Annotated in this window: 22 protein-coding genes; 2 read left to right on the forward strand and 20 right to left on the reverse strand. The window is 68.5% G+C overall.

What is annotated here, in order from left to right:
- Window positions 1-124: 124 nt before the first annotated feature.
- The 17 genes from nuoN to ABZX37_RS44200 form a co-directional block, all read right to left on the reverse strand.
- Window positions 125-1,699 carry an NADH-quinone oxidoreductase subunit NuoN gene (nuoN, locus tag ABZX37_RS44120; RefSeq protein ID WP_354750177.1) on the reverse strand — a complete coding sequence of 525 codons (1,575 nt, stop codon included), beginning with the start codon at window positions 1,697-1,699 and terminating at the stop codon, window positions 125-127.
- Window positions 1,700-1,702: 3 nt separating this feature from the next.
- Entirely contained in the window at window positions 1,703-3,253 is a 1,551-nt protein-coding gene (locus ABZX37_RS44125) for an NADH-quinone oxidoreductase subunit M (protein ID WP_354750179.1), read from the reverse strand.
- 1 nt (window position 3,254) lies between these two features.
- Entirely contained in the window at window positions 3,255-5,162 is a 1,908-nt protein-coding gene (gene nuoL, locus ABZX37_RS44130; protein WP_354750181.1) for an NADH-quinone oxidoreductase subunit L, read from the reverse strand.
- Between the two features lie 13 nt (window positions 5,163-5,175).
- Window positions 5,176-5,475: an NADH-quinone oxidoreductase subunit NuoK gene (nuoK, locus tag ABZX37_RS44135; protein WP_033291119.1), complete on the reverse strand. Its 300-nt coding sequence runs from the start codon at window positions 5,473-5,475 to the stop codon at window positions 5,176-5,178.
- The gene (locus tag ABZX37_RS44140) at window positions 5,472-6,350 is read right to left on the reverse strand and encodes an NADH-quinone oxidoreductase subunit J (RefSeq protein WP_354750183.1); all 879 of its coding nucleotides are present in this window, start codon (window positions 6,348-6,350) and stop codon (window positions 5,472-5,474) included. The genes nuoK and ABZX37_RS44140 overlap by 4 nt, the downstream gene beginning before the upstream one ends.
- Entirely contained in the window at window positions 6,347-6,892 is a 546-nt protein-coding gene (gene nuoI, locus ABZX37_RS44145; protein ID WP_182890363.1) for an NADH-quinone oxidoreductase subunit NuoI, read from the reverse strand. The genes ABZX37_RS44140 and nuoI overlap by 4 nt, the downstream gene beginning before the upstream one ends.
- The gene (gene nuoH / locus ABZX37_RS44150; RefSeq protein WP_354750185.1) at window positions 6,879-8,225 is read right to left on the reverse strand and encodes an NADH-quinone oxidoreductase subunit NuoH; all 1,347 of its coding nucleotides are present in this window, start codon (window positions 8,223-8,225) and stop codon (window positions 6,879-6,881) included. Before nuoH ends, nuoI begins: the two co-directional genes overlap by 14 nt.
- Window positions 8,222-10,684 (reverse strand): NADH-quinone oxidoreductase subunit G, encoded by a 2,463-nt coding sequence (locus ABZX37_RS44155; RefSeq protein WP_354750187.1) that lies wholly within the window; start codon window positions 10,682-10,684, stop codon window positions 8,222-8,224. Before ABZX37_RS44155 ends, nuoH begins: the two co-directional genes overlap by 4 nt.
- Window positions 10,681-11,961: an NADH-quinone oxidoreductase subunit NuoF gene (gene nuoF / locus ABZX37_RS44160; protein WP_354750189.1), complete on the reverse strand. Its 1,281-nt coding sequence runs from the start codon at window positions 11,959-11,961 to the stop codon at window positions 10,681-10,683. The genes ABZX37_RS44155 and nuoF overlap by 4 nt, the downstream gene beginning before the upstream one ends.
- Entirely contained in the window at window positions 11,961-12,824 is an 864-nt protein-coding gene (gene nuoE / locus ABZX37_RS44165; RefSeq protein WP_354750191.1) for an NADH-quinone oxidoreductase subunit NuoE, read from the reverse strand. The genes nuoF and nuoE overlap by 1 nt, the downstream gene beginning before the upstream one ends.
- Window positions 12,821-14,152: an NADH-quinone oxidoreductase subunit D gene (locus ABZX37_RS44170; protein WP_354750193.1), complete on the reverse strand. Its 1,332-nt coding sequence runs from the start codon at window positions 14,150-14,152 to the stop codon at window positions 12,821-12,823. Before ABZX37_RS44170 ends, nuoE begins: the two co-directional genes overlap by 4 nt.
- A complete protein-coding gene (locus ABZX37_RS44175) occupies window positions 14,149-14,910 on the reverse strand; it encodes an NADH-quinone oxidoreductase subunit C (RefSeq protein WP_354750195.1) in 762 nt (253 codons plus the stop codon). Before ABZX37_RS44175 ends, ABZX37_RS44170 begins: the two co-directional genes overlap by 4 nt.
- Window positions 14,911-14,916: 6 nt before the next feature.
- Window positions 14,917-15,465 (reverse strand): NADH-quinone oxidoreductase subunit B, encoded by a 549-nt coding sequence (locus ABZX37_RS44180; protein WP_009072052.1) that lies wholly within the window; start codon window positions 15,463-15,465, stop codon window positions 14,917-14,919.
- A 4-nt stretch (window positions 15,466-15,469) separates the two neighbouring features.
- Entirely contained in the window at window positions 15,470-15,880 is a 411-nt protein-coding gene (locus ABZX37_RS44185; protein WP_354750225.1) for an NADH-quinone oxidoreductase subunit A, read from the reverse strand.
- 637 nt (window positions 15,881-16,517) lie between these two features.
- Complete coding sequence (locus ABZX37_RS44190; protein WP_354750197.1) at window positions 16,518-17,813, reverse strand: geranylgeranyl reductase family protein; 1,296 nt, start codon at window positions 17,811-17,813, stop codon at window positions 16,518-16,520.
- A gap of 10 nt (window positions 17,814-17,823) precedes the next feature.
- Window positions 17,824-18,513: a demethylmenaquinone methyltransferase gene (locus ABZX37_RS44195; protein ID WP_354750199.1), complete on the reverse strand. Its 690-nt coding sequence runs from the start codon at window positions 18,511-18,513 to the stop codon at window positions 17,824-17,826.
- A gap of 10 nt (window positions 18,514-18,523) precedes the next feature.
- Entirely contained in the window at window positions 18,524-19,171 is a 648-nt protein-coding gene (locus ABZX37_RS44200) for a DUF4386 domain-containing protein (protein ID WP_354750201.1), read from the reverse strand.
- 90 nt (window positions 19,172-19,261) lie between these two features.
- On the opposite strand from ABZX37_RS44200, the gene ABZX37_RS44205 reads away from it, so the two are divergent.
- Complete coding sequence (locus ABZX37_RS44205; protein ID WP_354750203.1) at window positions 19,262-19,720, forward strand: MarR family transcriptional regulator; 459 nt, start codon at window positions 19,262-19,264, stop codon at window positions 19,718-19,720.
- A 69-nt stretch (window positions 19,721-19,789) separates the two neighbouring features.
- Here ABZX37_RS44205 and ABZX37_RS44210 read toward each other — a convergent pair whose 3' ends face one another.
- Both ABZX37_RS44210 and ABZX37_RS44215 read right to left on the reverse strand, forming a co-directional pair.
- Window positions 19,790-20,893 carry a glycosyltransferase gene (locus ABZX37_RS44210; protein WP_354750205.1) on the reverse strand — a complete coding sequence of 368 codons (1,104 nt, stop codon included), beginning with the start codon at window positions 20,891-20,893 and terminating at the stop codon, window positions 19,790-19,792.
- A gap of 3 nt (window positions 20,894-20,896) precedes the next feature.
- Window positions 20,897-21,967 carry a glycosyltransferase family 1 protein gene (locus ABZX37_RS44215; RefSeq protein WP_354750207.1) on the reverse strand — a complete coding sequence of 357 codons (1,071 nt, stop codon included), beginning with the start codon at window positions 21,965-21,967 and terminating at the stop codon, window positions 20,897-20,899.
- Window positions 21,968-22,191: 224 nt separating this feature from the next.
- Here ABZX37_RS44215 and ABZX37_RS44220 point away from each other — a divergent pair, with 224 nt between their 5' ends.
- Window positions 22,192-23,025, forward strand: coding sequence for an inositol monophosphatase (locus tag ABZX37_RS44220; RefSeq protein ID WP_354750209.1), 834 nt, complete (start codon window positions 22,192-22,194; stop codon window positions 23,023-23,025).
- Between the two features lie 346 nt (window positions 23,026-23,371).
- Here ABZX37_RS44220 and ABZX37_RS44225 read toward each other — a convergent pair whose 3' ends face one another.
- Window positions 23,372-23,836, reverse strand: coding sequence for a DUF3592 domain-containing protein (locus ABZX37_RS44225; protein WP_354750211.1), 465 nt, complete (start codon window positions 23,834-23,836; stop codon window positions 23,372-23,374).
- Window positions 23,837-23,843: the final 7 nt, after the last annotated feature.

A 23,843-nucleotide genomic window follows, 5' to 3' on the forward strand; every position in this document is an offset into this window, starting at 1 on the left:
TGCTTGTCAAGGCATCTTTCCCGCCTTGACAAGCACCCCCGCGCCGTAGTGACACTAAAAAATCGGGGTGCCAGCCTCACCACCCGAGCGCAATGTCGCCGCCAGGCGACGAGCCGCCCGCGGCTCAGGACGCGAACCCTCCAGCCCCAGCCCAATCCAACGCAAACGCCGGAAGAACCCCCAGCACCAACGTAACCACCACGCCCAAAGCAATAGCCGCAGTAGTAAACCCACCCGGCACAGTCACGGTAGGCCCATCAGCAGCAGGCTCAGAGAAGTACATCAACACGATGACCCGCAGATAGAAGAACGCAGCCACCGCGCTAAAGATCAGCGCGACAACCACCAACGGCGCCATCCCGTCCGACAACGCCGCCGAGAACACCACGAACTTCCCGACAAACCCGCTGGTCAACGGAATCCCAGCCAACGCAAGCAGCAGGAACGTAAACACCCCGGCCAAAACCGGCGACCGCTTGGCCAGCCCGGCCCAAGCGGAAAGATGCGTAGCCTCCCCGCTGGAATCCCGCACGAGGCTCACCACGCCAAACGCAGCCAACGTAGTGAACCCATATGCCAGCAGGTAGAACAGCGTGCTCGAAAGCCCGTCCTCGGTCATCGCGATAGCACCCACGAGCAAGAACCCGGCGTGCGCCACAGACGAGTAAGCGATCATCCGCTTGACGTCAGTCTGCGTCAGCCCCAAGATCGCCCCGAGCGCCATCGAAATAATGGCCACGGCCCACATAACCCCGCGCCATTCCCAGCTGGTCGACGAAAACCCGACGCTGAGCACCCGAAGAATCGCCCCGAACGCGGCGACCTTCGTGCAAGCAGCCATAAACCCGGTAACCGGAGTAGGCGCACCCTGGTAAACGTCCGGAGTCCAAGTGTGGAACGGGCCCACCGAACCCTTGAACAGCAGACCCACCACCAGCAAGCCAAGACCAGCGAACAACAACGTGTCCGAACGGTCAGAACCAGCAGCAGCATGCGCGATGTCGGCCAGCTTCACCGAGTCCGCGTACCCGTACAGCAGCGCGAGCCCGTACAGGAAGAACGCCGACGAGAACGCCCCCAGCAGGAAGTACTTAACCGCCGCTTCCTGCGAAATCAGCCGACGACGGCGAGCAAGACCGCACATCAGATACAGCGGCAGCGAAAGCACTTCCAACGCGATGAACATCGTCAGCAGGTCGTTCGCCGCACAGAACGTCATCATCCCGCCGAGCGCGAAGAGCGTCAGCGGAAAAACCTCGGTCTGCGACGTAGTAGCAGCCTGCGCCCGATCCTGCACCGTCCCCGGCCGAATCGCCGCCTGCGCCACGAACGCGCCACCAGGCTCAACCTTGCGGTCCGCGATCAAGAAGACCGCACCAAGCCCGAGCAGCAACAGGGTGCCCCACAGGAACAGCGACGGCCGGTCCACCGAAATCGAACCGGAGAACGTCGTCGTACCGGCCTTCGAAGCAGAAGCGCCAGTCGCGTAAAGGATCAGCGAGACCCCCGCCGCGATGATCGCGACGAGGGAGATCGTGACCTGGATCCCCCATCGCGTCGCCTTCGGTGCGAACGCTTCCACCAGCACGCCGATGCACGCGACGCCGAAGACGATCAGCATCGGCAGCACGGCCGCGTAATCGACCGAAGGCACTTCCAGCGGCGCTGCCGGCGCCTGCGCCAGGAACATGTCGAGCACGGTTTACTTGCCTCCCTGCACGGCAGACAGCGTCGCCTGCACCGACGGGGTGATCGTGTCGAGCATCGGCTTGGGGTAGAAGCCCAAGCCGATGATCAGGATGACCATGGGCGCGAGGATCGCGATCTCGCGTTTGCCCAGGTCGGTAATAGCCTTGCGAGCGCCGAGTTCCGGCGCGATCGCGGTGCCCGGTCCCCCGCCGACGCCCACGAGAGCGTCACCGCGAACCGGGCCTTGCATGATCCGCTGGTACAGCCACAGCACGTAAGCCGCGGCGAGCACCATGCCCACGGTCGCGAGGATCGTGTACACCGGCTGGTCCACAAAGGACCCCAGCAGCACGAGGAACTCGCTGATGAACGAGTTGGTCCCGGGCAGCGACAGCGCGGAAAGCCCGGCCAGCAACAGCATTCCGCCGAGCAGCGGGGTCACCTTCGCCATGCCGCCGTAGTCCGAGATCTTGCTCGACCCGCCGCGCATCACGATCAGGCCGATCACCACGATCAGCATCCCGGTGGAAAGACTGTGGTTCAGCATGTACGACACCGAGCCGACCATCGCCTGCTCGTTGAAGGTGAAGATGCCCAGCGCGATGAACCCGAAGTGGGCGATCGACACGTAGGCGATGAACCGCTTCATGTCGCGCTGCCCGGCCGCGAGGATCGAGCCGTACAGCACGCCGATCACCGACAGGATCAGCACCAGCGGCGCGAGCGCCTTGCTCCCCTCCGGGAACATCGGCAGGCAGTACCGCAGGAACCCGAACGTGCCGACCTTGTCCAGCACGCCGACCAGCAGCACCGCGACGCCGATCGGGGCCTGGCCGGCGGCGTCCGGCAGCCAGGTGTGGAACGGGACCAGCGGCGCCTTGATCGCGAAGGCGAGGAAGAAGCCGAGGAACAGCCAGATCTGCGTGCCGGTCGGCGCGTCGCGCACCACCGTCACCAGCGTGGCCCAGTCGAACGTGCCCTTGCCGAGCTTGTCCGAGGCCAGCGAGTACGCCCCGATCGCCGAGGCCAGCATGATCAGGCCGCCGAGGAACGAGTACAGGAAGAACTTCACCGCCGCGTACTGCCGGTTCGCGCCGCCGTAGCCGCCGATCAGGAAGTACATCGGGATCAGCATGATCTCGAACAGCACGTAGAAGAGGAACACGTCGGTCGCCGCGAAGACGCCGATCGTGATCGCCTCCTGCAGCAGGATCAGCGACAGGAACCCGCCCGCGCTGCGGCCCGCGGGCAGCTTGTCGGTGAGCCCGAGCGCGCCCACGACGATCGGCACCAGGAGCGCGATCACCGCGATCATGATGAGCGAGATGCCGTCGGTGCCGAACGAGATGTGGATGCCGAAGTTCGGGATCCAGTCCATCGTCGTGGCCTGCTGGATGCGCTCGCCCGAGGGCGAGTAGCTCGCCCAGAACGGGATGATCAGCAGGAACTCCACAATGGACACGGCGAGCGCCGTGGCGACCGCGGCCCGGTCGTTCCCCTTGAGGAACGCCAGCACCAGCGAGCCGGCCAGCGGCAGCAGGATGAGCGCCAGAAGCCAAGTCATGTCAGGAGAACCTCACCAGCAGAAGGGCCGCGAGAAGCAGGAACGTGCCGCCGAGCATGGACAGTGCGTAGGACCGCACGAATCCGGTCTGCGTCCGGCGCAGTCGCCCGGACCCGCCGCCGAGTGCCGCGGCGAGGCCGTTCACCGCACCGTCGACGCCGCGGTTGTCCACGTACACCAGCGCCCGCGCCAGCCAGGTGCCCGGACGGGCGACCAGGGTTTCGTTGAGCGCGTTGCCGTACAGGTCCTTGCGTGCCGCGCGGACCGGCCAGGCCACCCGTTCCGGCCGCTCGACCGGAACATCGCGCGACGGGCGGAACAGCCAGACCGCCAGCAGCACGCCGAGCGCGGCCAGCACCAGCGTGAGCACCGGGACCGTCCACGACGGGATCGGGGTGTGCTCGGCTTCGGCGTGCTCGCCGACCACCGGGGCCAGCCAGTCCACGAACCGGTTGCCCAGCGCGAAGAACGCACCGGCACCGACCGAGCCGACCGCCAGGATCGCCATCGGGACCCACATGATCGGCTTGGACTCGTGCGGGTGGAAGTCGCGTCCGTCGCTGCTCTTGATGTCCTTCCAGCGCTGCTTGCCGAAGAAGGTCATCATCATCAGCCGCGTCATGTAGAACGCGGTGAGCCCGGCGCCGAGCACCGTCGCGAGCCCGAAAGCCCAGCCGCGCCAGCCTTCCTGGCCGAACGCCGCCTCGATGATCGCGTCCTTCGTGTAGTACCCGGTGAGGAACGGGAAGCCGATGATCGCCAGGTAGCCGAGGCCGAAGGTGACGAAGGTGATCGGCATCTTCTTGGCGAGGCCGCCGAACTTGCGCATGTCGACCTCGTCGTTCATGCCGTGCATGACCGAACCGGCCCCGAGGAACAGCCCGGCCTTGAAGAAGCCGTGCGCCACGAGGTGCATGATGCCGAGCGCGTAAATGCCCGGCCCGAGGCCGACCGCCAGCATCATGTAGCCGATCTGGCTGACCGTCGAGTACGCGAGCACCTTCTTGATGTCGTCGTAGGCACAGCCGACGATGCACCCGAGCAGCAGCGTGACCGCGCCGACCAGAGTGACCACCAGCCGTCCGTCCGGCGTCGCGGTGAAGATGACGTTGGAGCGGGCGACGAGGTACACGCCCGCGGTGACCATCGTCGCGGCGTGGATGAGCGCCGACACCGGGGTCGGGCCCTCCATCGCGTCCGGAAGCCACGCCTGCAGCGGGAACTGGCCGGACTTACCGCAAGCGCCCAGCAGCAGCAGGATCGCGATGGCGGTGATCGCGCCCGGCGGGATCTTGCCCTGCGCCACGCCCTCGAAGACCTGCGCGTAACCGGTCGACCCGACGTACTTGAACATCAGGAAGATCGCCAGCGCGAGCCCGACGTCGCCGACGCGGTTCATCAGGAACGCCTTCTTCGCCGCGGTCGCCGCGGACGGGCGGTTCTGATACCAGCCGATCAGCAGGTACGAGGCGAGACCCACGCCCTCCCAGCCGAGGTACAGCGTCACGAAGCTGTTGCCCAGCACCAGGATCAGCATCGAGGCGACGAACAGGTTGAGGTACGCGAAGAAGCGGTACCGGCCCTCGTCGTCTTCCATGTAGCCGATCGAATAGAAGTGGATCAGCATGCCGACGCCGGTGATCAGCAGCACGAACGTCAGCGACAGCGCGTCGATGCGCAGCCCGAAGTCCACTTGCAGCTGCCCGACCGGGATCCACGAGAACAGCTTGGTGTCCACAGTGGAGTGGCTGTCGGTGGCGAAGAACAGGATCAGGGCGTAGACGAAAGCCAGCGTGACGGTGGCACTGCCGAGCAGGTGCCCCCACGCTTTCGCGCGTTTCCCGGATAGCAGCAGAACGAGGGCGCCGAGGGCGGGAAGGGCCACCAGCAGCCACGATGATGCGGTCACTCGGTCGTCTCCCTCAGTACTTCAGCAGGTTCGTGTCGTCGACCGAGGCCGAGCGGCGGGTGCGGAAGATCGCCATGATGATCGCCAGCCCCACCACGACCTCGGCGGCCGCGACCACCATCACGAAGAACGCCATCACCTGGCCGTGCAGCCCGCCGTTGATGCGGGCGAAGGTGACCAGGGTCAGGTTCACCGCGTTCAGCATCAGCTCGATGCACATGAACACGACGATCGCGTTGCGGCGGACCAGCACGCCCACCGCGCCGATGCAGAACAGCAGCGCGGACAGCAGCAGGTAGTAGCTCGGGGTCACTTTCCGTCCCCTTCTTCTTCCTCGGCGGGCTCGGCCTTTTCGGCTCCGCCGACCAGTGCGTGCGCGTCGGGCTTAGGGCCCTCGTCCGCAATGAGCTTGCGCTCGCGCATGAGCCGGATCGCCGAGGTGGACTCGATGATCTCCGACAGCGACTCCGGCGCGACCGAACCGTCCGGCAGCAGCGCCGGGGTCGAGACCGAGCTGGCGGTGGCGAACACGCCGGGACCGGGCAGCGGCGACGGGCGGTCGTGCTCGCCGCGGAAGCGCATCTTGACCAGTTCGCGCTGGGAGAGCTTGCTCTTGCCGCTGCGGCCGGTGAAGGCCAGCACCATCGCGCCGAGCGCGGCGGTGATCAGCAGGGCCGAGGTGAGCTCGAACGGGAACAGGTACTGGGTGAAGATCAGCCGCCCGAGACCGCCGGGGCCGCCGCCGGTCTGCTGGTACGGGTCGAGCGGTTTGGCCGGGGTCACGTTCACCATCGCGCGGAACACGCCCGCGGCGATCAGCGCGGCGAGCCCGATGCCGAGCACCGACGCGGCGAGCCGTTGCCCGCGAAGGACTTCGACCACCGAGTCCGAGCTGTCCCGGCCGACCAGCATCAGCACGAACAGGAACAGCATCATGATCGCGCCGGTGTAGACGATGATCTGGGTGAACCCGAGGAACGGCGCGGACTGCGTCATGTACAGCGCGCCCAGCGTCAGCATCGTGAGCACCAGCCACAGCGCCGAGTGCACGGCGTTGCGGGAGAAGATCATCCCGAGCGCGCCCAGCAGCGAGAGCGGGCCGAGGATCCAGAACGCGATGGCCTCGCCGGTCGTCACGGACGCGTCGACGCCGGACGCCGGGGCCTGCGCGAGAAGGGCGGCGATCACTTCTTCGCCTCCTGCTGCTGCGCGTTCGCGGCCAGCTCGGGACCGTTCACGTAGTAGTCCTGCTCGTTGTCGCCGAGCCGCATCGGGTGCGGCGGCTGCTCCATGCCCGGCAGCAGCGGGGCGAGCAGGTCTTCCTTGGTGTAGATGAGCCGCTGCCGGTCGTCGTCGGCGAGCTCGTAGAAGTTGGTCATGGTGAGCGACCGGGTCGGGCACGCCTCGATGCACAGGCCGCAGCCGATGCAGCGCAGGTAGTTGATCTGGTAGTCCGCGCCGTACCGCTCGCCCGGCGAGTACCGCTCTTCGTCGGTGTTGTTGCCGCCCTCGACGAAGATCGCGTCCGCCGGGCACGCCCACGCGCACAGCTCGCAGCCGACGCACTTCTCCAGCCCGTCCGGATGCCGGTTGAGCTGGTGGCGGCCGTGGTAGCGCGGTGCGGCCGGAGCTCCCGCCTCGGGGTACTCCTCGGTCGCGACCTTCTTGAACATCATCCCGAAGGTGACGCCGAATCCCTTGATGGGATTGAGGAAGTCAGTTGCCGCCATCTTCTGTTCCTTCCTGTGCGGCCGCCGCGGTGACGCCGGCCGGCTTGCGCCGCGCGGCCTTCGCCTCCGCCTTGGCCAGCGCCTTCTGCCGCGGCGTCGCGTCCGGGACCCGCAGGTCCAGCGGCGGCAGCGGATAGCCGCTTCCGGCCAGGTCGACGTAGTCCGATTCGGGCACCTTCTTGTCCGGCAGCGCGAGGCTCAGCAGCACGAGCACCACCAGCACGATGCCGACCCCGATGAGGATCTGCGGCCAGCTCCACTGGATCGTCTTGATCGCGACCACGACCACGATCCACACCAGGTTGACCGGGACCAGGACCTTCCAGCCCAGCCGCATGAACTGGTCGTAGCGCAGCCGCGGCAGCGTGCCGCGCAGCCAGATGAAGAAGAACAGCAGGATGAAGGTCTTGGCGAAGAACCAGAGAATCGGCCACCAGTTCTGGTTCAGCGCCGAATCGTCGCCGACGAACGGGAACCGCCAGCCGCCGAGGAACAGCGTGGTGCAGAACGCCGAGACGATCACCATGTTGACGTACTCGGCGAGGAAGAACATCGCGAACTTCATCGAGTTGTACTCGGTGTGGAACCCGCCGACCAGCTCGGATTCGGCCTCCGGGAGGTCGAACGGCGCGCGGTTCGTCTCGCCGACCATCGAGATCACGTAGATCACGAAGCTCGGGATGAGCATGTAGAAGTACCAGCCGTGCGCCTGCGCCTGCACGATTTCCGAGGTCTGCAGCGAACCGGAGTACAGGATCACCGCGACGATCGAGAGGCCCATCGCGATCTCGTAGGAGATCACCTGCGCCGCCGAGCGCATGCCGCCGAACAGCGGGTACGGCGAGCCGGAGGCCCAGCCCGCCAGCACGATGCCGTACACGCCGACCGACGAGCAGGCGAGGATCACCAGTACGCCGACCGGGAGGTCCATCAGCTGCAGCACCGTCCGGTGCCCGAAGATCGAGACGACCGGGCCGAACGGGATGGCCGACAGCGCGATCAGCGCGGGGACCGCGGACAGCACCGGCGCGAGGAAGTACACCTTGCGGTCGGCGGTGTCCGGGATGATCTGCTCCTTGAACGGGAGCTTGACCGCGTCGGCGAGCGACTGCAGGTAACCGCCGGGGCCGACCCGGTTGGGGCCGGGCCGGTTCTGCATCCGGCCGATCGCCTTGCGCTCCCACACGATCAGGAAGATCGTCAGGACCGGCCCGATCAGGAGGACTACGACCGCCTTGATCAGGACGAGCCACCACGGGTCTTCGGCGAGCAGCCGGGCGCGTTCGGCCGCGTCCGGGTACTCGGCGAGGAACTGCGTGAGCTGCGGGCTCACTGGTCACCTCCGGAGATCTGCACGAGCGCGCCGTGTCCGGCGGCGAGTGCGGCGCGGACGGCCGAGCCGTCGGAGTTGCCGGGCAGCCACACCACGCCGTCCGGCAGGTCGGCGACCTCGACCGGCAGGGTGATCGACCCGCGCTCGTTCGACACCCGGACCGTCGCGCCGACGCTCTCGGCGGTCTTCGCCGAAAGCCGCGCGACCGGCGGCCGCTGGGTGCCCTTGAGGTGCGGTTCGTCGTCCTGCAGCGAGCCGTTGTCGATCAGCTGCCGCCAGGTGGCGAGCACTGCCTTGCCGTTCGGGACCGGAGCCGCTGCGGCGGCCACCGACGGTGCGGCGACCGAAGGAGCGACCGGCGCGAGCTTCGCGAAGTCGCCCGCCGCGGCGGCCGGGGTCTGGGTGAACAGGTCGGCGTCCATCTCGACGGCGAGAGTGTCGAGCACCCGGCCGTCGGAGAGGGAACCCGTGCCCTCCAACGTCGCGGCGAAGTCGCGGCGGCGGCCCTCCCAGTTGAGGTAGCTGCCGGACTTCTCGACCGCCGGGGCGATCGGCAGGACCACGTCGGCCCGTTCGGTGACCTCGCTCGCCCGCAGTTCCAGGCTGACCACGAACCCGGCGTTGTCGAGCGCGCGGCGGGCCAGGTCCGGGTCCGGCAGGTCGTTGGGGTCGACACCGCCGACCACCAGCGCGTCCAACTGTCCGCCCGAGGCGGCCTGGAGGATGCCGGTGACGTCGCGGCCCGGTTCGGCCGGAAGCTCGGCGCCCCACTGCTTGCCGACCTCGGCGCGAGCCGCGTCGTCGGCGACCGAGCGGCCGCCCGGAAGAAGCGTGGGGACACAACCGGTTTCGAGTGCGCCCCGGTCGCCCGCGCGGCGCGGGATCCACGCCAGCCGGGCTCCGGTGCGAGCGGTGAGCCGCAGCAGCGCGGAGAACAGACCGGGGATTTCCGCGGCCCGCTCGCCGACCAGGATCACCGCACCCTCGCCGCTGAGCGCGGTGTCGACGTCGGCCGCGTGCTGCGCGATGCCGTCCACCGCGGCCGCTTCGCCGCCGGGAACGCAGGCCAGCAGTTCGCCGAAGGTCTTGCGCACCGAGGAGGTCGTCCACTGTCCCAAGTGGACAACGCGGGTGCGGTTCTTGCGGGCCGCCTTGCGCAGCCGCAGGAACACGATCGGCGCTTCGTCCTCGGGCTCGAACGCCACGCACAGCACCGTGCGAGCGCTTTCGAGCTCGCCGAACGTCACGCCGGTCTCCGGCGTGGTGCCCACGACCGTCGAGCCGAGGAACGCCAGCTCCTCGTCCGAGTGCGCGCGGGTGCGGAAGTCGATGTCGTTGGTGCGCAAGGCGATCCGGGCGAACTTCGAGTACGCGTAGGCGTCCTCGACGGTCAGCCGGCCACCGGTGAGCACCGCGCCGCCGTTGCCTTCGCGGGCCTTCAGCAGCCCGGCCGAGGCGATCCGGAGCGCGTCGGTCCAGGACGCCTCCTCCAGCTCGCCGTTCTCATTGCGGACGAGCGGACGGCGGATCCGGTCACCGGCCTGCACGTAGCGGAACGCGAAGCGGCCCTTGTCGCACAGCCATTCCTCGTTCACCTCCGGGTCGTCGCCGGCCAGCTTGCGCTGGACCTTGCCGCGCCGGAAGTCGGTGCGCTCGGCGCAGCCGGACGAGCAGTGCTCGCACACGCTCGGTGCCGAAACCAGGTCGAACGGCCGCGACCGGAACCGGTACGCCGCGCTGGTGAGCGCGCCGACCGGACAGATCTGGATCACGTTGCCGGAGAAGTAGCTCTGGAACGGCTCGCCGCCGGTGGTGCGGGAGGCGAGGTCCAGCACGTCGGCGGTTTCCGCGGTGCCGATCTGCTGATGGGCGCCGCGTTCGAGCAGCGCGATAAACGGGTCGCCGGCCACCTGGTCGGAGAACCGGGTGCAGCGCTGGCACAGCACGCAGCGTTCCCGGTCGAGCAGCACCTGCGACGAGATCGGCAGCGGCTTCGGGAACGTGCGCTTCGTGTCGACGAACCGCGATTCCGCGCGGCCGTGCGCGAGCGCCTGGTTCTGCAGCGGGCACTCGCCGCCCTTGTCGCAGATCGGACAGTCGAGCGGGTGGTTGATGAGCAGCAGCTCCATCACGCCCTGCTGCGCCTTGTCCGCGACCGGCGAGGTGAGCTGCGTCTTGACCACCATGCCGTCGGCGACCGTCATCGTGCACGAGGCCTGCGGCTTCGGCATCGGACGGCCGCCCATCTCGACCTCGACCAGGCACTGGCGGCACGCGCCTGCCGGGTCGAGCAGCGGGTGGTCGCAGAAGCGGGGGATGCTCGTGCCGAGCCGCTCGGCGGTGCGGATCAGCAACTCGCCCTTGGGCGCGATGACCTCTTCGCCGTCGATGGTCAGCTTGACGTAGCCCTCGGGGACCGGCGTTTCAGCCGTCTCGGGCTTGTCGGGCGCGATCGTCATGCCTGCGCTCCCACCAATTCGCGCTTAGTGCTTTCACACAAGGCCAGGAACTCGTCCCGGAAGTACTTGATGCCGCTCTGGATCGGCGACACCGCGCCGTCGCCGAGCGCGCAGAACGAGCGGCCGAAGATGTTGTCGCACACGTCGAGGAGGGTGTCGATGTCCTCTTCGGTGCCGTGCCCCTCGACCATCCGCTCGAGGATCTGCGCCAGCCAGTACGTGCCCTCGCGGCACGGGGTGCATTTGCCGCAGGACTCGTGCTCGTAGAACTGCGTCCACTTCATGACCGCCCACGGCACCGAAACGGTCTCGTTGAAGACCTGCACCGCGGTGGTGCCGAGCATCGAACCGGCCTCGGCCGCGCCCTCGAAATCGAGCGGGACGTCGAGGTGCTCGGCGGTGAACATCGGCGTCGACGAACCGCCCGGCGTCCAGAACTTGAGCGGGATGCCGTCCTTCATGCCGCCCGCCAGCTCCAGCAGCTCGCGCAGCGTGGTGCCGAGCGGGCATTCGTACTGGCCGGGCTTCTCGACGTGGCCGGAGATCGAGTAGATCTTCGGGCCGGGCGACTTCTCGCGGCCCATCTCGCGGAACCAGGACGAACCGGAGTTGATGATGTACGACGCGCTCGCGATGGTCTCGACGTTGTTCACCGTCGTCGGCGCGGCGTACAGACCGGCGGCGGCGGGGAACGGCGGCTTGAGCCGGGGCTGGCCGCGGCGGCCTTCGAGCGAGTCCAGCAGCGCCGTTTCCTCGCCGCAGATGTACGCGCCGGCTCCGGCGTGCACAGTCAGCTCGAGGTCCCAGCCGGAGCCGAAGATGTTCTTGCCGAGGTAGCCCTTCGCATATGCCTCGCGCGCGGCCGCGTTGAGCCGGCGGATGCAGTGCAGCGCCTCGCCCCGGACGTAGATGAAGCAGTGGTGCGACCGCATCGCGTACGAGGCGATGATGCAGCCTTCGAGCAGCGAATGCGGGTCCGCCATCATCAGCGGAATGTCTTTGCAGGTACCGGGTTCGCCCTCGTCGGCGTTGATCACCAGGTAGTGCGGCTTGTCCTCGTTGGGCGGCATGAACGACCACTTCACGCCCGCCGGGAAGCCCGCGCCGCCGCGGCCGCGCAGACCGGAGTCCTTGACCACCTGCACGAGCTGCTCTGGCGTCGCGGCCAATGCCTTGCGCGCCGCGGTGTAGCCCTCAAGCGCTTCGTAGGTCTCGATGCGCCAGGATTCCGGGGACAGCCAGCGCTTCGTGAGGACCGGAGTGATGGGATCGGCCATTACTTCTTCTCCACTTCAGGAAGCGGAACATCCTGTGCACCGGGGGCGGACCAGCCGCGATCAGCCGCGATTTGCGCGCCGCGCAAGGTCTCGACCGCCTGCGACGGACCGTCCACCGCACTGCGGTAGGTGGCGTCGTCCTCCGGCCAGAACCCGGCGAGCTGCCGCTCCGCGCCCTTGAAGTCGGTCAGCGCCGCACCGCGCGTCGGGGCGGGCTTTTTGCCTGCCTGCAACGCGTCGACGAGCGCGACCGCCTGCTCCGGCGTCTGGTTGTCGAAGTACTCGTAGTTGACCTGGAGCACCGGCCCGAGGTCGCACGCGGCGAGACATTCCGCGTGCTCCAAGGTGATCGAACCCTGTTCACCCGGCGTGCCCGCGGTTTCCTCGTGCCCCAGCGGCTTTTCGGCGGAACCGAGGTGCGTCTGGAGCTTCTTGTAGATGTCGTCGCCGCCCAGCGCCGCGCACAGCGTGTTGGTGCAGACGCTCACCAGGTGCTCGCCGCACGGGCGGCGCTTGTACATGGTGTAGAACGTCGCGACCGCGCTGACCTCGGCGTCGGTCAGGTCGAGGTGCTGTGCGCAGAAGGCGATCCCCTCCTGGCTCACGTGGCCCTGCACCGACTGCACGAGGTGCAGCATCGGCAGCAGCGCCGACCGCGACATCGGGTAGCGGGCGATGATTTCCTTCGCCTCGCGGTGCGTGTCGGCGTCGAACACGTCCACGGCGGGCGCGTCGGCGAGGATTCCCTCGGCGACCGCCGGGTCGGGCGCGATCGCCGCGACGTCGGTGTCCGAGCCCGCCGCGGCGTACGTCTTCGTCGCGTCGCGCGGCCCCGGCTCCGGGACTGCAGTCGGGTTCGTCATCGGTCAACTCCCCCCAGAACCGGGTCGATCGAGGCGATCACGACGACCAGGTCGGCGACCAGGCCGCCCTCGGCCATCGCGGGCATCGCCTGCATGTTCACGAAACTCGGCTCCCGCAGGTGCACGCGCAGCGGGCGGGTGCCGCCGTCGGACACCAGGTGCGCGCCGATCTCGCCGCGCGGCGATTCGACCGGCGCGTAGACCTGGCCCGGCGGCACGTGGAAGCCCTCGGTGACGAGCTTGAAGTGGTGGATCAGGGACTCCATCGACTGGCCCATGATCTTCTTGACGTGGCCGAGCGAGTTGCCCATGCCGTCGCTGCCGATGGACAGCTGCGCGGGCCAGGCGATCTTCTTGTCCTCCACCATGACCGGGCCCGGCTCGGCCATCTTCGCGACCTGCTTCATGATCCGCAGGCTCTGGTGGATTTCCTCCAGCCGCAGCAGATACCGCGCCCAGCTGTCGGCGTCGGTCGAGGTCGGGATGTCGAACTCGAGTTCGTCGTAGCGCGAGTACGGCTCGGTCTTGCGCAGGTCCCACGGCAGGCCGGCGGCGCGCAGCACCGGGCCGGTGACGCCGAGTTCGAGGCACGCGTCGAGCGGCAGCACGCCGACGTCCTTGAGCCGGTTGCGCCAGATCGGCTGGCCGGTGAACATCTTGTCGTACAACGGAAGCCGCTTGTCCATGAGCTTGCAGAAGTCGAGGACCTTCTCGGCCCAGTCCTCCGGCAGGTCCTGCGCGAGCCCGCCGGGCCGGATGAACGCGTGGTTCATCCGCAGGCCGGTCAGGTACTCCAGCAGGTGCATGGCTTCTTCGCGCTCGCGGAAGCCGAGCGTCATCGCGGTGGTGGCACCGAGGTCCATGCCGCCGGTCGCGATGAACACCAGGTGCGAGGTGATCCGGTTGAGTTCGAGGAGCAGCACCCGCAGGATCTCCGCGCGCGGCGGAGCCTTGACGCCCAGCAGCTTCTCGACGGCGAGGCAGTAGGCCATCTCGTTCGACAGCGGGGCGAGGTAGTCCGCGCGCGTCACGAAGGTGACGCCCTGGGTCCAGTTGCGGAACTCCGCGCTCTTCTCGATGCCGGTGTGCAGGTAGCCGACGACCGCGCGCAACTGCGTGACCGTCTCGCCTTCCAGCTCCAGCACGAGCCGGAGCACGCCGTGCGTGGACGGGTGCTGCGGGCCCATGTTGATGACCATGCGGTCGTCGTGCTGGGCGTCGCCGAGAACTTCGTCCCAGTCCCCGCCGGACACGTGGTAGACGGGGCCTTCGGTGGTGTCCCGGACTTCCGCGTACTCGGCTTCCGTCGTTTCTTCGTTGATGGTCACGAGTACGACCTCCGCTGGTCCGGCGGCGGAATCTCCGCGCCCTTGTATTCGACCGGGATCCCGCCGAGCGGGTAGTCCTTGCGCTGGGGGAAGCCGTCCCAGTCGTCCGGCATGAAGATGCGGGTCAGCCCGGGGTGGCCGTCGAAGACGATGCCGAACATGTCGTAGGCCTCGCGCTCGTGCCAGTCCGCCGTCGCGTAGACCGGGACCAGGGACGGGACGTGCAGGTCGTCCATGTCCATGGTGATCTCGAGCCGGATCCGGCGGCGGTAGGTCATCGACAGGAAGTCGTAGACCGTGTGCATCCGCTGCGGAACATCGACGCCGTAGTCGACGCCGGTGACCGCCAGCAGCATCTCGAACCGCAGGCCCGGGTCGTTGCGCAGCACCTTCGCGATGTCGGCGAGGTGCTCGCGGCTGACGTAGAAGGTGATCTCGCCGCGGTCCACAGTGGTCTGGAGGACTGCCGACGGCGGGATCTTGTTGTCCGCCAACGCAGCCATGAACTCGTCGGCGAACTCGTCGAACCAGCCGCCGTACGGACGCTCCGCGGGCGGCGGGCTGTACGCGGGCAGCCGCAGGCCGCCGTAACCGGAGGTGTCCCCGCTGCCGCGGACACCGAACATGCCCTTGCGCTCGCGCCCGGCGACGACCGGTTCGGCCGCTCCGGGGCCGTGCGCTTCGAGTCCGGCTTCGGGCCGCTCCGCGCTGGACTGCGGGCCGCCGGTTTCGGGAGTCTCTTCGGGGTTCTCAGGCACCGGTGCTCACTTCTTCGCGTACTTGATCGAGGACGGGATCAGCTCGGTACGGGCCCCGCTGGCCGCGCGGATCGCGGCGCGGCGGGCGTTGATCGGCTCGTCCTGGATCTTGGCGTGCAGCTTGAGGATCGCGTCGAGCAGCATCTCCGGCCGCGGCGGGCAGCCGGGCAGGTACATGTCGACCGGCACGATGTGGTCGACGCCCTGCACGACGGCGTAGTTGTTGAACATCCCGCCGGACGAGGCGCAGACGCCCATGGAGAGGACCCACTTGGGCTCGGCCATCTGGTCGTAGATCTGGCGCAGCACCGGGGCCATCTTCTGGGTCACCCGGCCGGCCACGATCATCAAGTCGGCTTGGCGCGGCGTGGCGGAGAACCGCTCCATGCCGAAGCGCGCGATGTCGTAGCGCGAACCGCCGACCGACATCATCTCGAACGCGCAGCAGGCGAGCCCGAAGGTCGCCGGCCACAGCGAGTTCTTGCGTGCCCAGTTGACCAGTCCCTCGAGGCTGGCCAGCAGGATGCCGTTGGGGAGTTTTTCTTCCAGGCCCATGGGTTCAGTTCCAATCCAGGCCGCCGCGCCGCCACACGTAGGCGTACGCGAACCCGACCGTCACGATGAACAGCACGATCTCCACCAGGCCGAAGACGCCGAGGGCGTTGGCGTTCACCGCGAACGGGTAGAGGAACACCATCTCGATGTCGAACAGGATGAAGAGCATGGCCGTGATGTAGTAGGCCACCGGCATCCGGCCGCCGCCGACGAGCGGCTGCGGCGACGGTTCGATGCCGCACTCGTAAGCCTCGAACTTCGCGCGGTTGTACCGCTTCGGCCCGACGAGCGGACCCAGCAGCACGGAGAACACGGCGAACCCCGCCGCGAGCACGAAGAGCAGGACGAGCGGCAGATACACGTTCAGTCCGGGCGCCGCCGGTCCGGGATCGGCCTGCGCCAGCACGGGCACCATCAGCACGGGGTCTTCGCCATCCTTTCCGCGCCGCTGCGGGTTGTTCTCGGGTGGTGGTCCGAGTCCTCGGTTGCGCACCCTAAGGGAGCTGGGTCACACCGCCGAGGGTCAGGGCGCCCTTACGGCCCGTGTCCGGACCACGGCATGCTTGTGAAATAGTTCACAAGCGACTGGTCGCGGTTGTGAAGCGATTCACAAAGCATGGGGGGAGTGTAGGACGTGAGTCACACTCTTGTCCCGAGGGGTTGCGGACTAAGGCGGCCCTAACTTGACCGGAGGGTTTCCCAGGCCCACCCCGGCCCGCAATGGCGAGACCAGCGGTAAAGGCCGATTCAAGAACCGCGCCGAGACTCCTGGGCGACTCGATCTTGTGACGTATCACACTGACCGGCCGGACAACCGATTGCTCCAGCCGGGTAATGCTCCGGCCCCGGAACGCCTGTGCCGCCCCGAAACCCGCCTCTCACACGCCCCCGTCACGCCCGGCCCCAAGCGCCCCAATGTGGCATTGGGTGCATGTCACGCACCCAATGTGGCGTTCGGTGCATCTGACGCACCCAACGCCACATTGGGGGGTTTCTCAGCAGCACGGGGGCGGCGGTTCGTTCCGGCGGAGGTAGCGCGCGCCAGGCTGAGGTCAGCGCGGGCTGGGCGTGGCGCGCGCGAGAGCCGCGATCAGCCGGTCGACCCCATCGCCGCCGCGAGCGTCGTAGCAGCCGGAAAGTCCCTTGTACACCAAGGGAAGCAGCTTGTTGACCCGCAATCCGTACTTGGTGGCCGCGTGCATGATCTTCGGCTTCCCGATCAGCTTCGCGAACACGTTCCCGAGCCGGTAATACCCGCCCATCAGCTCGCCGACAGCCCGCGGATACCCCTCCAACGCCCGCTCCCGGGACGGCCCTTCCGGCCGGGCCAGCGCCTGCACCACAGCCTCGGCCGCGAGTTGCGCGGACTCCATCGCCGCGGAGATTCCCTCGCCGTTGAACGGGCTCACCATGCCTCCCGCGTCGCCGAGCAGCAGCAGCCCGTTGCGGTAATGCGGAGTCCGGTTGAACCCCATCGGCAACCCGGCGCCGCCGACCTTGCCGATCGCGTTTTCCTCGCGGTAGCCCCATTCCTCGGGCGTTCCGTCGAGCCACTGCCGCAGCAACGCGCGGTAGTCGGTGTTCCGGAAGGACGCGGAAGTCGACAGCATTCCGAGCCCGACGTTGACCGTCCCGTCGCCCAGCGGGAACGCCCAGCCGTAGCCGGGCAGCAGCTTCGGGTCGCGCGGGTCGGAGCGGTCCCACAGTTCGAGGTGGCCTTCGATGAACGGGTCGTCGTGCTTCGGGCTCTTGTAATACCGCCGCACCGCGACCCCCATCGGCCGCTTCTCGTTCTTGTCGATCCCCACGCTCAACGCGAGCCGAGCCGACACCCCGTCACAGGCAAGCACCAACGGAGCGCGGTAACTGACGGGAGTTTTCTCCGGCCCGACCTTCGCCTCGACCCCGACCACCCGGCCGGAAGCGTTGGTGATCGCGCTGGTGACAGTGGTCCGCTCGTACAACCGAGCCCCCGCCTTCACCGCGGTCTTGGCGAGCAAGTCGTCGAAGTCATGACGAGTGCGGGAGACACCGTAGGGCGGGTAGTCGGTCAGATCCGGCCAGTCGAACTCAAGCGTCAGGTCGCCGGTGAGGATCCGCAGGCCGCGGCTGCGCACCCAGCCCGCCTCTTCGCTGGTGTCGAGGCCGAGGTCGATCAACTGCTTCACGCCGCGCGGGGTCAGGCCGTCGCCGCACACCTTCTCGCGCGGAAAGACAGTCTTCTCCAGCAGCAACACATCCACCCCGGCCCGAGCGAGGTAGGTGGCCACGGTCGAACCAGCCGGTCCCGCCCCGACCACGATCACTTCAGCGTCGTGGTCTGGGCTGCGGCGGCGCGAGGTCGTCATGCTCCCGAGTTTAGGCAGGCTTCGTCGCGCGGTGGATCGCGACGACGCCGAATGTGAGGTTCAGCCATTCGACCTCGGTCCATCCGGCGCTCGCGATGATCTCGCCGAGCCCGCGCTGGTCCGGCCAGGCGAGCATCGATTCGGCCAGGTAGGAGTAGGCCTCGGGGTTCGTCGAGGACCGGCTGCCGACCCAGGTGAGCAGCTTGAGGATGAACCGCCGGTAGATGAACCGGATGGGGGCGAACGACGGCGTCGAGACCTCGCAGATCACCAGCCGGCCGCCCGGTTTGACCACGCGCAGGATCTCCGCGAGCGCGCCCTTGGTGTCGACGAAGTTCCGCAGCGCGAGCGAGATCGTGACGGCGTCGAAGCTGTCGTCGGCGAACGGGAGGCACATCGCGTCCGCGGCGACCATCGGCACGTTCCGGTGCAGGCCCGCCTTGAGCATCCCGACGGAGAAGTCGGCGGCGAGGCACCAGGCGCCGCCGCGCGCGTACTCGACGGTGGACACCCCGGTGCCCGCCGCCAGGTCGAGCACCTTCTCCCCCGGCTTGGCGTCCAGCACGCGCGCCGTGGTGGTGCGCCAGCGCCGGTCGAACCCGAACGTCATGAACGAGTTCGCCCGGTCGTAACCGGACGCGACGCCGTCGAACATCGCGGCGACTTCGTGCGGATCCTTGTCCAGGCTCGCTCGGGGCATAGGTCCGAGATTAGTCCGTCCGTGCCGCACGGTCGCGCGGGAGCAGGACGCTGGCGGCGATCAGCCAGCCGAGCCCGCCGAACCGGCCTACCGGGATCAGCGGATACAGCACCGGAGTCAGCAGCGACAGCGAAGCGAGCACCGCCGCCGCGGCGACCACCAGCCCGACGACGGACAGCCAGCGCGGCAAGAGGTTCAGGAACAACGCGGGCACCGCGATCCCGGCGATCAGCAACGCCAGCGGCACCACGAACCCCGGCCCGCCGGACGCGAACGCGAGGCTGGTCAACGCCCGCGCCACCGCAGGCGTGTCACCGGCCTGCGCGGCGGTCCAGGTGATCAGCCCGCTCATCGCGAGCGCCGCCGCGGACAGCACGCCACCGGTGAGTCCGATCACCGCTCCCGGCGCCGCGACCCCGAGCCGCCGCTGCCTGCGATAGGCCGTCGCAGCCCACACCGCCAGCGGAACCGACGCGCCGAACACCGCGAACGCGAGCAGCTGCACCACGCCCTGGTTGCCGCCGATATACGCCGCGACCTCCGCCGCGCTGGAATCCGGCCGCGTCCCCGCCGCCCCGAGCACCGCCGACGCGACGGTCAGCACCCCGAACGCCAGCGCCGGTGCCAGCAACGGCGGGCCGCCCTGCTGTCTGGTCATAGTCGTCATGGCAAACCTCCAGGTCAATTAGTTTCACTGATAGAACGATTACACTGGTGTAATAGATTGTCAAGCGATACGGTTCAGGGCATGCAAGGACCCCCGACCTTCGGCAGCGCCTTCCTGCTGGCCCAGCTGGGCGCACACGCGACCCAGCGCTTCGCCGAACGTGTCGCGGACCTGGGCCTGACGCCGCCCCAAACCGGACTCCTCCGAGCGATCGCACGCCGCCCCGGCGAGAGCCAGCAGGTGCTGGCCGCCGAACTGGGCACGCCGCCGACCCGGCTCGTCGCTTTGGTCGACGGCCTGGAGCAGCAGGGCCTGATCGAACGCCGCCGCAACCCGCAAGACCGTCGTCTCTACGCGGTTTTCCTCAGCGACAAAGGCCAGGAAACGATGGCCGCTCTGGCAAAAGCCGCCGCGGCACACGAAGACGAGCTGATGGCGGCACTGTCCACAGAGGAACGCTCAGTGCTGCGCGAACTGCTGGCCCGAGTCGCCGCCGACCACGACCTGGCCCCCGGCGTCCACCCCGGCTACCGCGCCTGACCGCCCGTCGTCCGTGAGGGGAACCCTCATTGACTCTGATTCCCTCAGGGTTCCCCTCACGGACTTTCGTCAGCCGAGCGCGGCGAGCATTCCCCGCACCGAGATCGGCCAGGCGAACTCCTCCGCCCGCGCCCGAGCGGCCGCGCGCCTGATCTCTTCAGGACTGTCCAGCAATCCGGTCACCGCACTGGCGAACGCTGGCGCGTAGTCATCCACCGCGGCCCCGCACCCCGGCCGCACGATCTCCCGCAACGCCGACGACGCCGAAACCACCACCGGCGTACCCGAAGCAAGCGCCTCCAACGCCGCCAACCCGAACGTCTCGTGCGGCCCGGGAGCCAGCGAAACATCCGCGCTGGCCAGCAACCGAGCCACCTCCCCGCGCCCAGCCAAGAAGCCGAGGAACGTCACCGGCAAGCCCCGAGCCCGCCGTTCCAACGCCCGCCGACGCGGCCCGTCGCCCGCGATCACCAGCCGCACCCGCGCCCCGGACTCGGTCAGCTCGGCGACCGTATCCACGCTCCGCTCAACGTGTTTCTCCGGCGACAACCGACCACAATGGACAATCAACGCGTCAGCGCCACCGGCCAACGCCGTCCGCCATCCCGAATCCCGCATCGACGGCGCGAAGGTAGCCAGATCCACTCCCAGCGGCACCCGCCGAACATTCGGCGCGGCGATCCGTTCGAACTCCGCGTGCGCGAAGGCAGTAGTGCAAACGACCGTGTCGTACGAGGCGGCCATCCGCCGATTGGCGACATCCGCGACGTGCCGAGCCATCGCCCCCGGCAAGAGAAACTGCTCCAGCAACCGGTCCAGCCGCTCGTGCGAGATCACCATGCTGGGCACGCCGTTGCGCCGAGCCCAGACGCCCATCCCCCGCAACGTCAGCCGATCGGACACCTCCAGCCGATCCGGCTCCAGCCGCCGCAACACCGCCCGCACCCGTTGCGGATCAACTGCGCGATAACCGCCGGTGCCGGGAATCTGCAAGGCAGGCAACGAATACCGGCACACGCCCGTCGGCAGGCTTTCCACCGCGTACCGCCGCCCGGGCACGACCAGCGTCACCCGGTGCCCGCTGGCGACGTAACCGGCACCTAGGTGGTTCAGCGCGGTCCGCAACCCGCCGGACCGCGGCCCGTAGAAGTTCGCCAGCTGGACGATGTGCATGGCTCAAGCCGCACGCGCGACTCGGCCCTGTACCGCTTCGTAGTGCCCGACCAGCTCCCGGCACACCGCGGGCCACGTCCGGCCCAGGACCACTTTCCGCGCCTTCTCGCCGAGCCGCGCCCGCAACGCCGCGTCCCGCAGGTCGTCGACCTTGGACACCAGCGCCGGGCCGAACGACTCGCGGTCGGCGGGCAGCAGATACCCGGTCCGGCCCGGCAGCACGAGGTCTTTCGGCCCGCCCGCGTCCGGCGCGAGCACCGGCAGCCCGGACGCCATCGCCTCCTGCACCGCCTGACAGAACGTCTCGTGCGGCCCGGTGTGCACGAAGACGTCGAGGCTCGCGTACGCGACCGACAGCTCGTCGCCGTACTTCGCGCCGAGGAAAGCCGCGCCAGGCAACCGTTCCCGCAGCGCGGGCAGCTCCGGTCCGTCGCCGATCACGACCACGCGCACGCCCGGCATCCCGGCCAGCACGGTCAGCCGGTCGACCTCCTTCTCCGGAGCGAGCCGTCCGACGAACCCGACCAGCAGCTCGCCGTTCGGCGCGAGTTCCGCGCGCAGCGCCGGGTCCGCGTGCGCCGGGGAAAAGCGGCTGATGTCCACGCCGCGAGCCCAGCGGTGCACGCGCGGAACGCCGTGCAGCTTCAGCTGTTCGATCGAGTCCGACGACGGCGCGAGCGTCCGGTCGGCCCGCGAGTGCAGCCGGCGCACCCAGCGCCAGGCCGCCCGCGCGCCGATGCCGAAGCCGTACGACGTGGCGAACCCGGCGATGTCGGTCTGGTAGACCGCGATCGACGGAACCCGCAGCCGTCTTGCCGCGGCGAGCCCGCGCGCGCCGACGACGAACGGCGAGGCCAGGTGCACGACGTCCGGGCCGAAATCGGCCAGCGCGGTCAGCACGGTGCGCGTCGGCAGGCCGATCGGCAGCGAGTTCACGCCGGGGAAGTCCAGCGCCGGAATGCGCACGACCGGAGCGCCGCGGTAACTCGCCGGGCCCGGCCCCGGCGCGACGACCAGCACGTCGTGCGCGGATTCGACCAGGTGCTCGACGACCCGCAGAACGGAATTCGTCACGCCGTTCACCTGGGGCAGGAAACTTTCGGTGACTATGGCGACTCGCACAACGTCACTGTCGCAAAACCGCAGGCAGGGCGGGCCAATCCCGCGTAACCGACCGGCCAACGGCGGCGAAACACTCCGCAGCGTCCGCGATCGGGCGCCGACCGTCGAAGAATTCGCCACGACATGTCATCTTCCGGTCGTGTCCCGGACACCAGGACCGCCCAGACTAAGCAGGCATGACCCTCTTGTCCTCCAGGCCGTCGCGGCCCGTGGAACCCGGGCTGCTCTCCCGAGCACTCGAGGTCGCGGGGCGGCTGGCGAACGACGCCACCGACGTGATCACCGCGACCGCCGGCCGCGGCGCGCACCCGGCGACGCTGGATTCGCCGTTCGACTGGGTCACCGACACCGATCGGATCCTGGAACGGCACACCCGGCGCGTACTGACCGCGGAGTTCCCCGGAATCCCGGTGGTAGGCCACGAATTCGGGGCCGACCACGGCGCGGACGTCGCGGAATACCGCTGGGTGGTCGATTCGGTGGACGGCACCGCGAACTACGTCGCCGGAGTGCCTTGGTGCGCGTACAGCCTCGCCCTGGTCGACGCGAGCGGCCCCGTGGTGGGCGTGGTCGCGGATCCGTACCGGGCGCAGATCTACGCCGCCGCTCGCGGACGCGGCGCCAGGGCCAATGGGAAGCCGCTGAAGCTGGTGGACCGTTCCGGGACGGCGGGGGCGATCGTCTGCACCGAACTGGCGCGCAAGGGCCCGTGGCCGGGAATGGGCGAGTTCATCGAACGAGCGGCGGCCGCGCACGCCGGGGTGCGGGTGCTGGGGTCAGCCGCGCTGTCGATCGCACAGGTCGCGCTGGGACACGCGGCCGCGGCGGTGTTGCACAGCTACCACGAATGGGACGTCGCTGGCTCAGTCGCGATGGCGATCGAGGCGGGTGCGGTGGTGCTGGACAAGCACGGGGAGGACGCGGCGCTGCCTACGGACGGGTTGCTGGTCGCCGCGCCTGGGGTGGCTGACGAGGTCCTCGGCTGGTGGCAGGAGACCGTCGGGACCTGAGTACCTGAAGTCCGTGAGGGGAACCCCGAGGGAATCAGAGTCCGTGAGGGTTCCCCTCGCGGAGGGCCAAGAGTTCGACTACAACTCCGCGGACGACGGCTTGTCCCCGGCGGCGCGAGGCGAGTGCAGTGAGGAGTCGCTGCGTCGCGGGGCAGTGAGCTTGAAGCGGCCCCATACGACGGAGAGTGGCCGATCGTACCGATATGTCAGCCAGACAAGGATGATCAAAGTCAGGCAAATGATCCCGAGAACGAGCACAAGCAACTTCTGACCCCGCAAACAGCTCGATATGCGTAGATCTGGTTACGGGGCACGCCCCGAGACGGAAAACTTGTGCGGATCGACCTCAGGCCCTCGCGGGCACCGGTGCCGGAGCGGCAGCGGACCGGTCCCGCTTGATCAGCCTGCGCAGCCACCACAGCAGCGGGCCCGCGACCAGCCACGTGATCAGCACCGTCATCCCCACCGGCAGCAGCGTCAGCGTCGCGGTTCGACCGGCGACCCGGGTCAGTTCCGGGTTGGTCGCGTCGTACTCGATCGCCACCAGCTGGCCGGCGGCGAGACCTGACGGGTACAGCACCCCGGTCGGCGGACTGTGCACGATGCCGTCCGGGGTCTGGTACTGGATGATCGTGCGGTCGAACGCCACCGACTCGACCGTCGCGGTCGCGGTGCCCAGGTGCGATTCGATCGCGTTGTCGTTGCGGAACGCGGCGAAAACCAGGCTCACGCACATCACTGTGAGCAGCACGGCTACGCCCAACACGGCGAACCACCCGATCCGCCGCGCCTGCACACTCCTGGCTGCCACACCGAGA

This window comes from Amycolatopsis sp. NPDC004079, from assembly GCF_040610415.1.
Taxonomy (GTDB): domain Bacteria; phylum Actinomycetota; class Actinomycetes; order Mycobacteriales; family Pseudonocardiaceae; genus Amycolatopsis; species Amycolatopsis halotolerans.

Excerpts from the sequence above, each read along its gene's own strand:
- ABZX37_RS44195 (WP_354750199.1), bottom strand. The coding sequence starts at position 18,513 with ATGCCCCGAGCGAGCCTGGACAAGGATCCGCACGAAGTCGCCGCGATG.
- ABZX37_RS44180 (WP_009072052.1), bottom strand. The coding sequence starts at position 15,465 with ATGGGCCTGGAAGAAAAACTCCCCAACGGCATCCTGCTGGCCAGCCTC.
- nuoE (WP_354750191.1), bottom strand. The coding sequence starts at position 12,824 with ATGACGAACCCGACTGCAGTCCCGGAGCCGGGGCCGCGCGACGCGACG.
- ABZX37_RS44210 (WP_354750205.1), bottom strand. The coding sequence starts at position 20,893 with ATGCACATCGTCCAGCTGGCGAACTTCTACGGGCCGCGGTCCGGCGGG.
- ABZX37_RS44155 (WP_354750187.1), bottom strand. The coding sequence starts at position 10,684 with ATGACGATCGCGCCCGACAAGCCCGAGACGGCTGAAACGCCGGTCCCC.
- nuoF (WP_354750189.1), bottom strand. The coding sequence starts at position 11,961 with ATGGCCGATCCCATCACTCCGGTCCTCACGAAGCGCTGGCTGTCCCCG.
- ABZX37_RS44220 (WP_354750209.1), top strand. The coding sequence starts at position 22,192 with ATGACCCTCTTGTCCTCCAGGCCGTCGCGGCCCGTGGAACCCGGGCTG.
- ABZX37_RS44125 (WP_354750179.1), bottom strand. The coding sequence starts at position 3,253 with ATGACTTGGCTTCTGGCGCTCATCCTGCTGCCGCTGGCCGGCTCGCTG.
- ABZX37_RS44185 (WP_354750225.1), bottom strand. The coding sequence starts at position 15,880 with ATGGTGCCCGTGCTGGCGCAGGCCGATCCCGGACCGGCGGCGCCCGGA.
- ABZX37_RS44200 (WP_354750201.1), bottom strand. The coding sequence starts at position 19,171 with ATGACCAGACAGCAGGGCGGCCCGCCGTTGCTGGCACCGGCGCTGGCG.
- nuoI (WP_182890363.1), bottom strand. The coding sequence starts at position 6,892 with ATGGCGGCAACTGACTTCCTCAATCCCATCAAGGGATTCGGCGTCACC.
- ABZX37_RS44205 (WP_354750203.1), top strand. The coding sequence starts at position 19,262 with ATGCAAGGACCCCCGACCTTCGGCAGCGCCTTCCTGCTGGCCCAGCTG.
- ABZX37_RS44190 (WP_354750197.1), bottom strand. The coding sequence starts at position 17,813 with ATGACGACCTCGCGCCGCCGCAGCCCAGACCACGACGCTGAAGTGATC.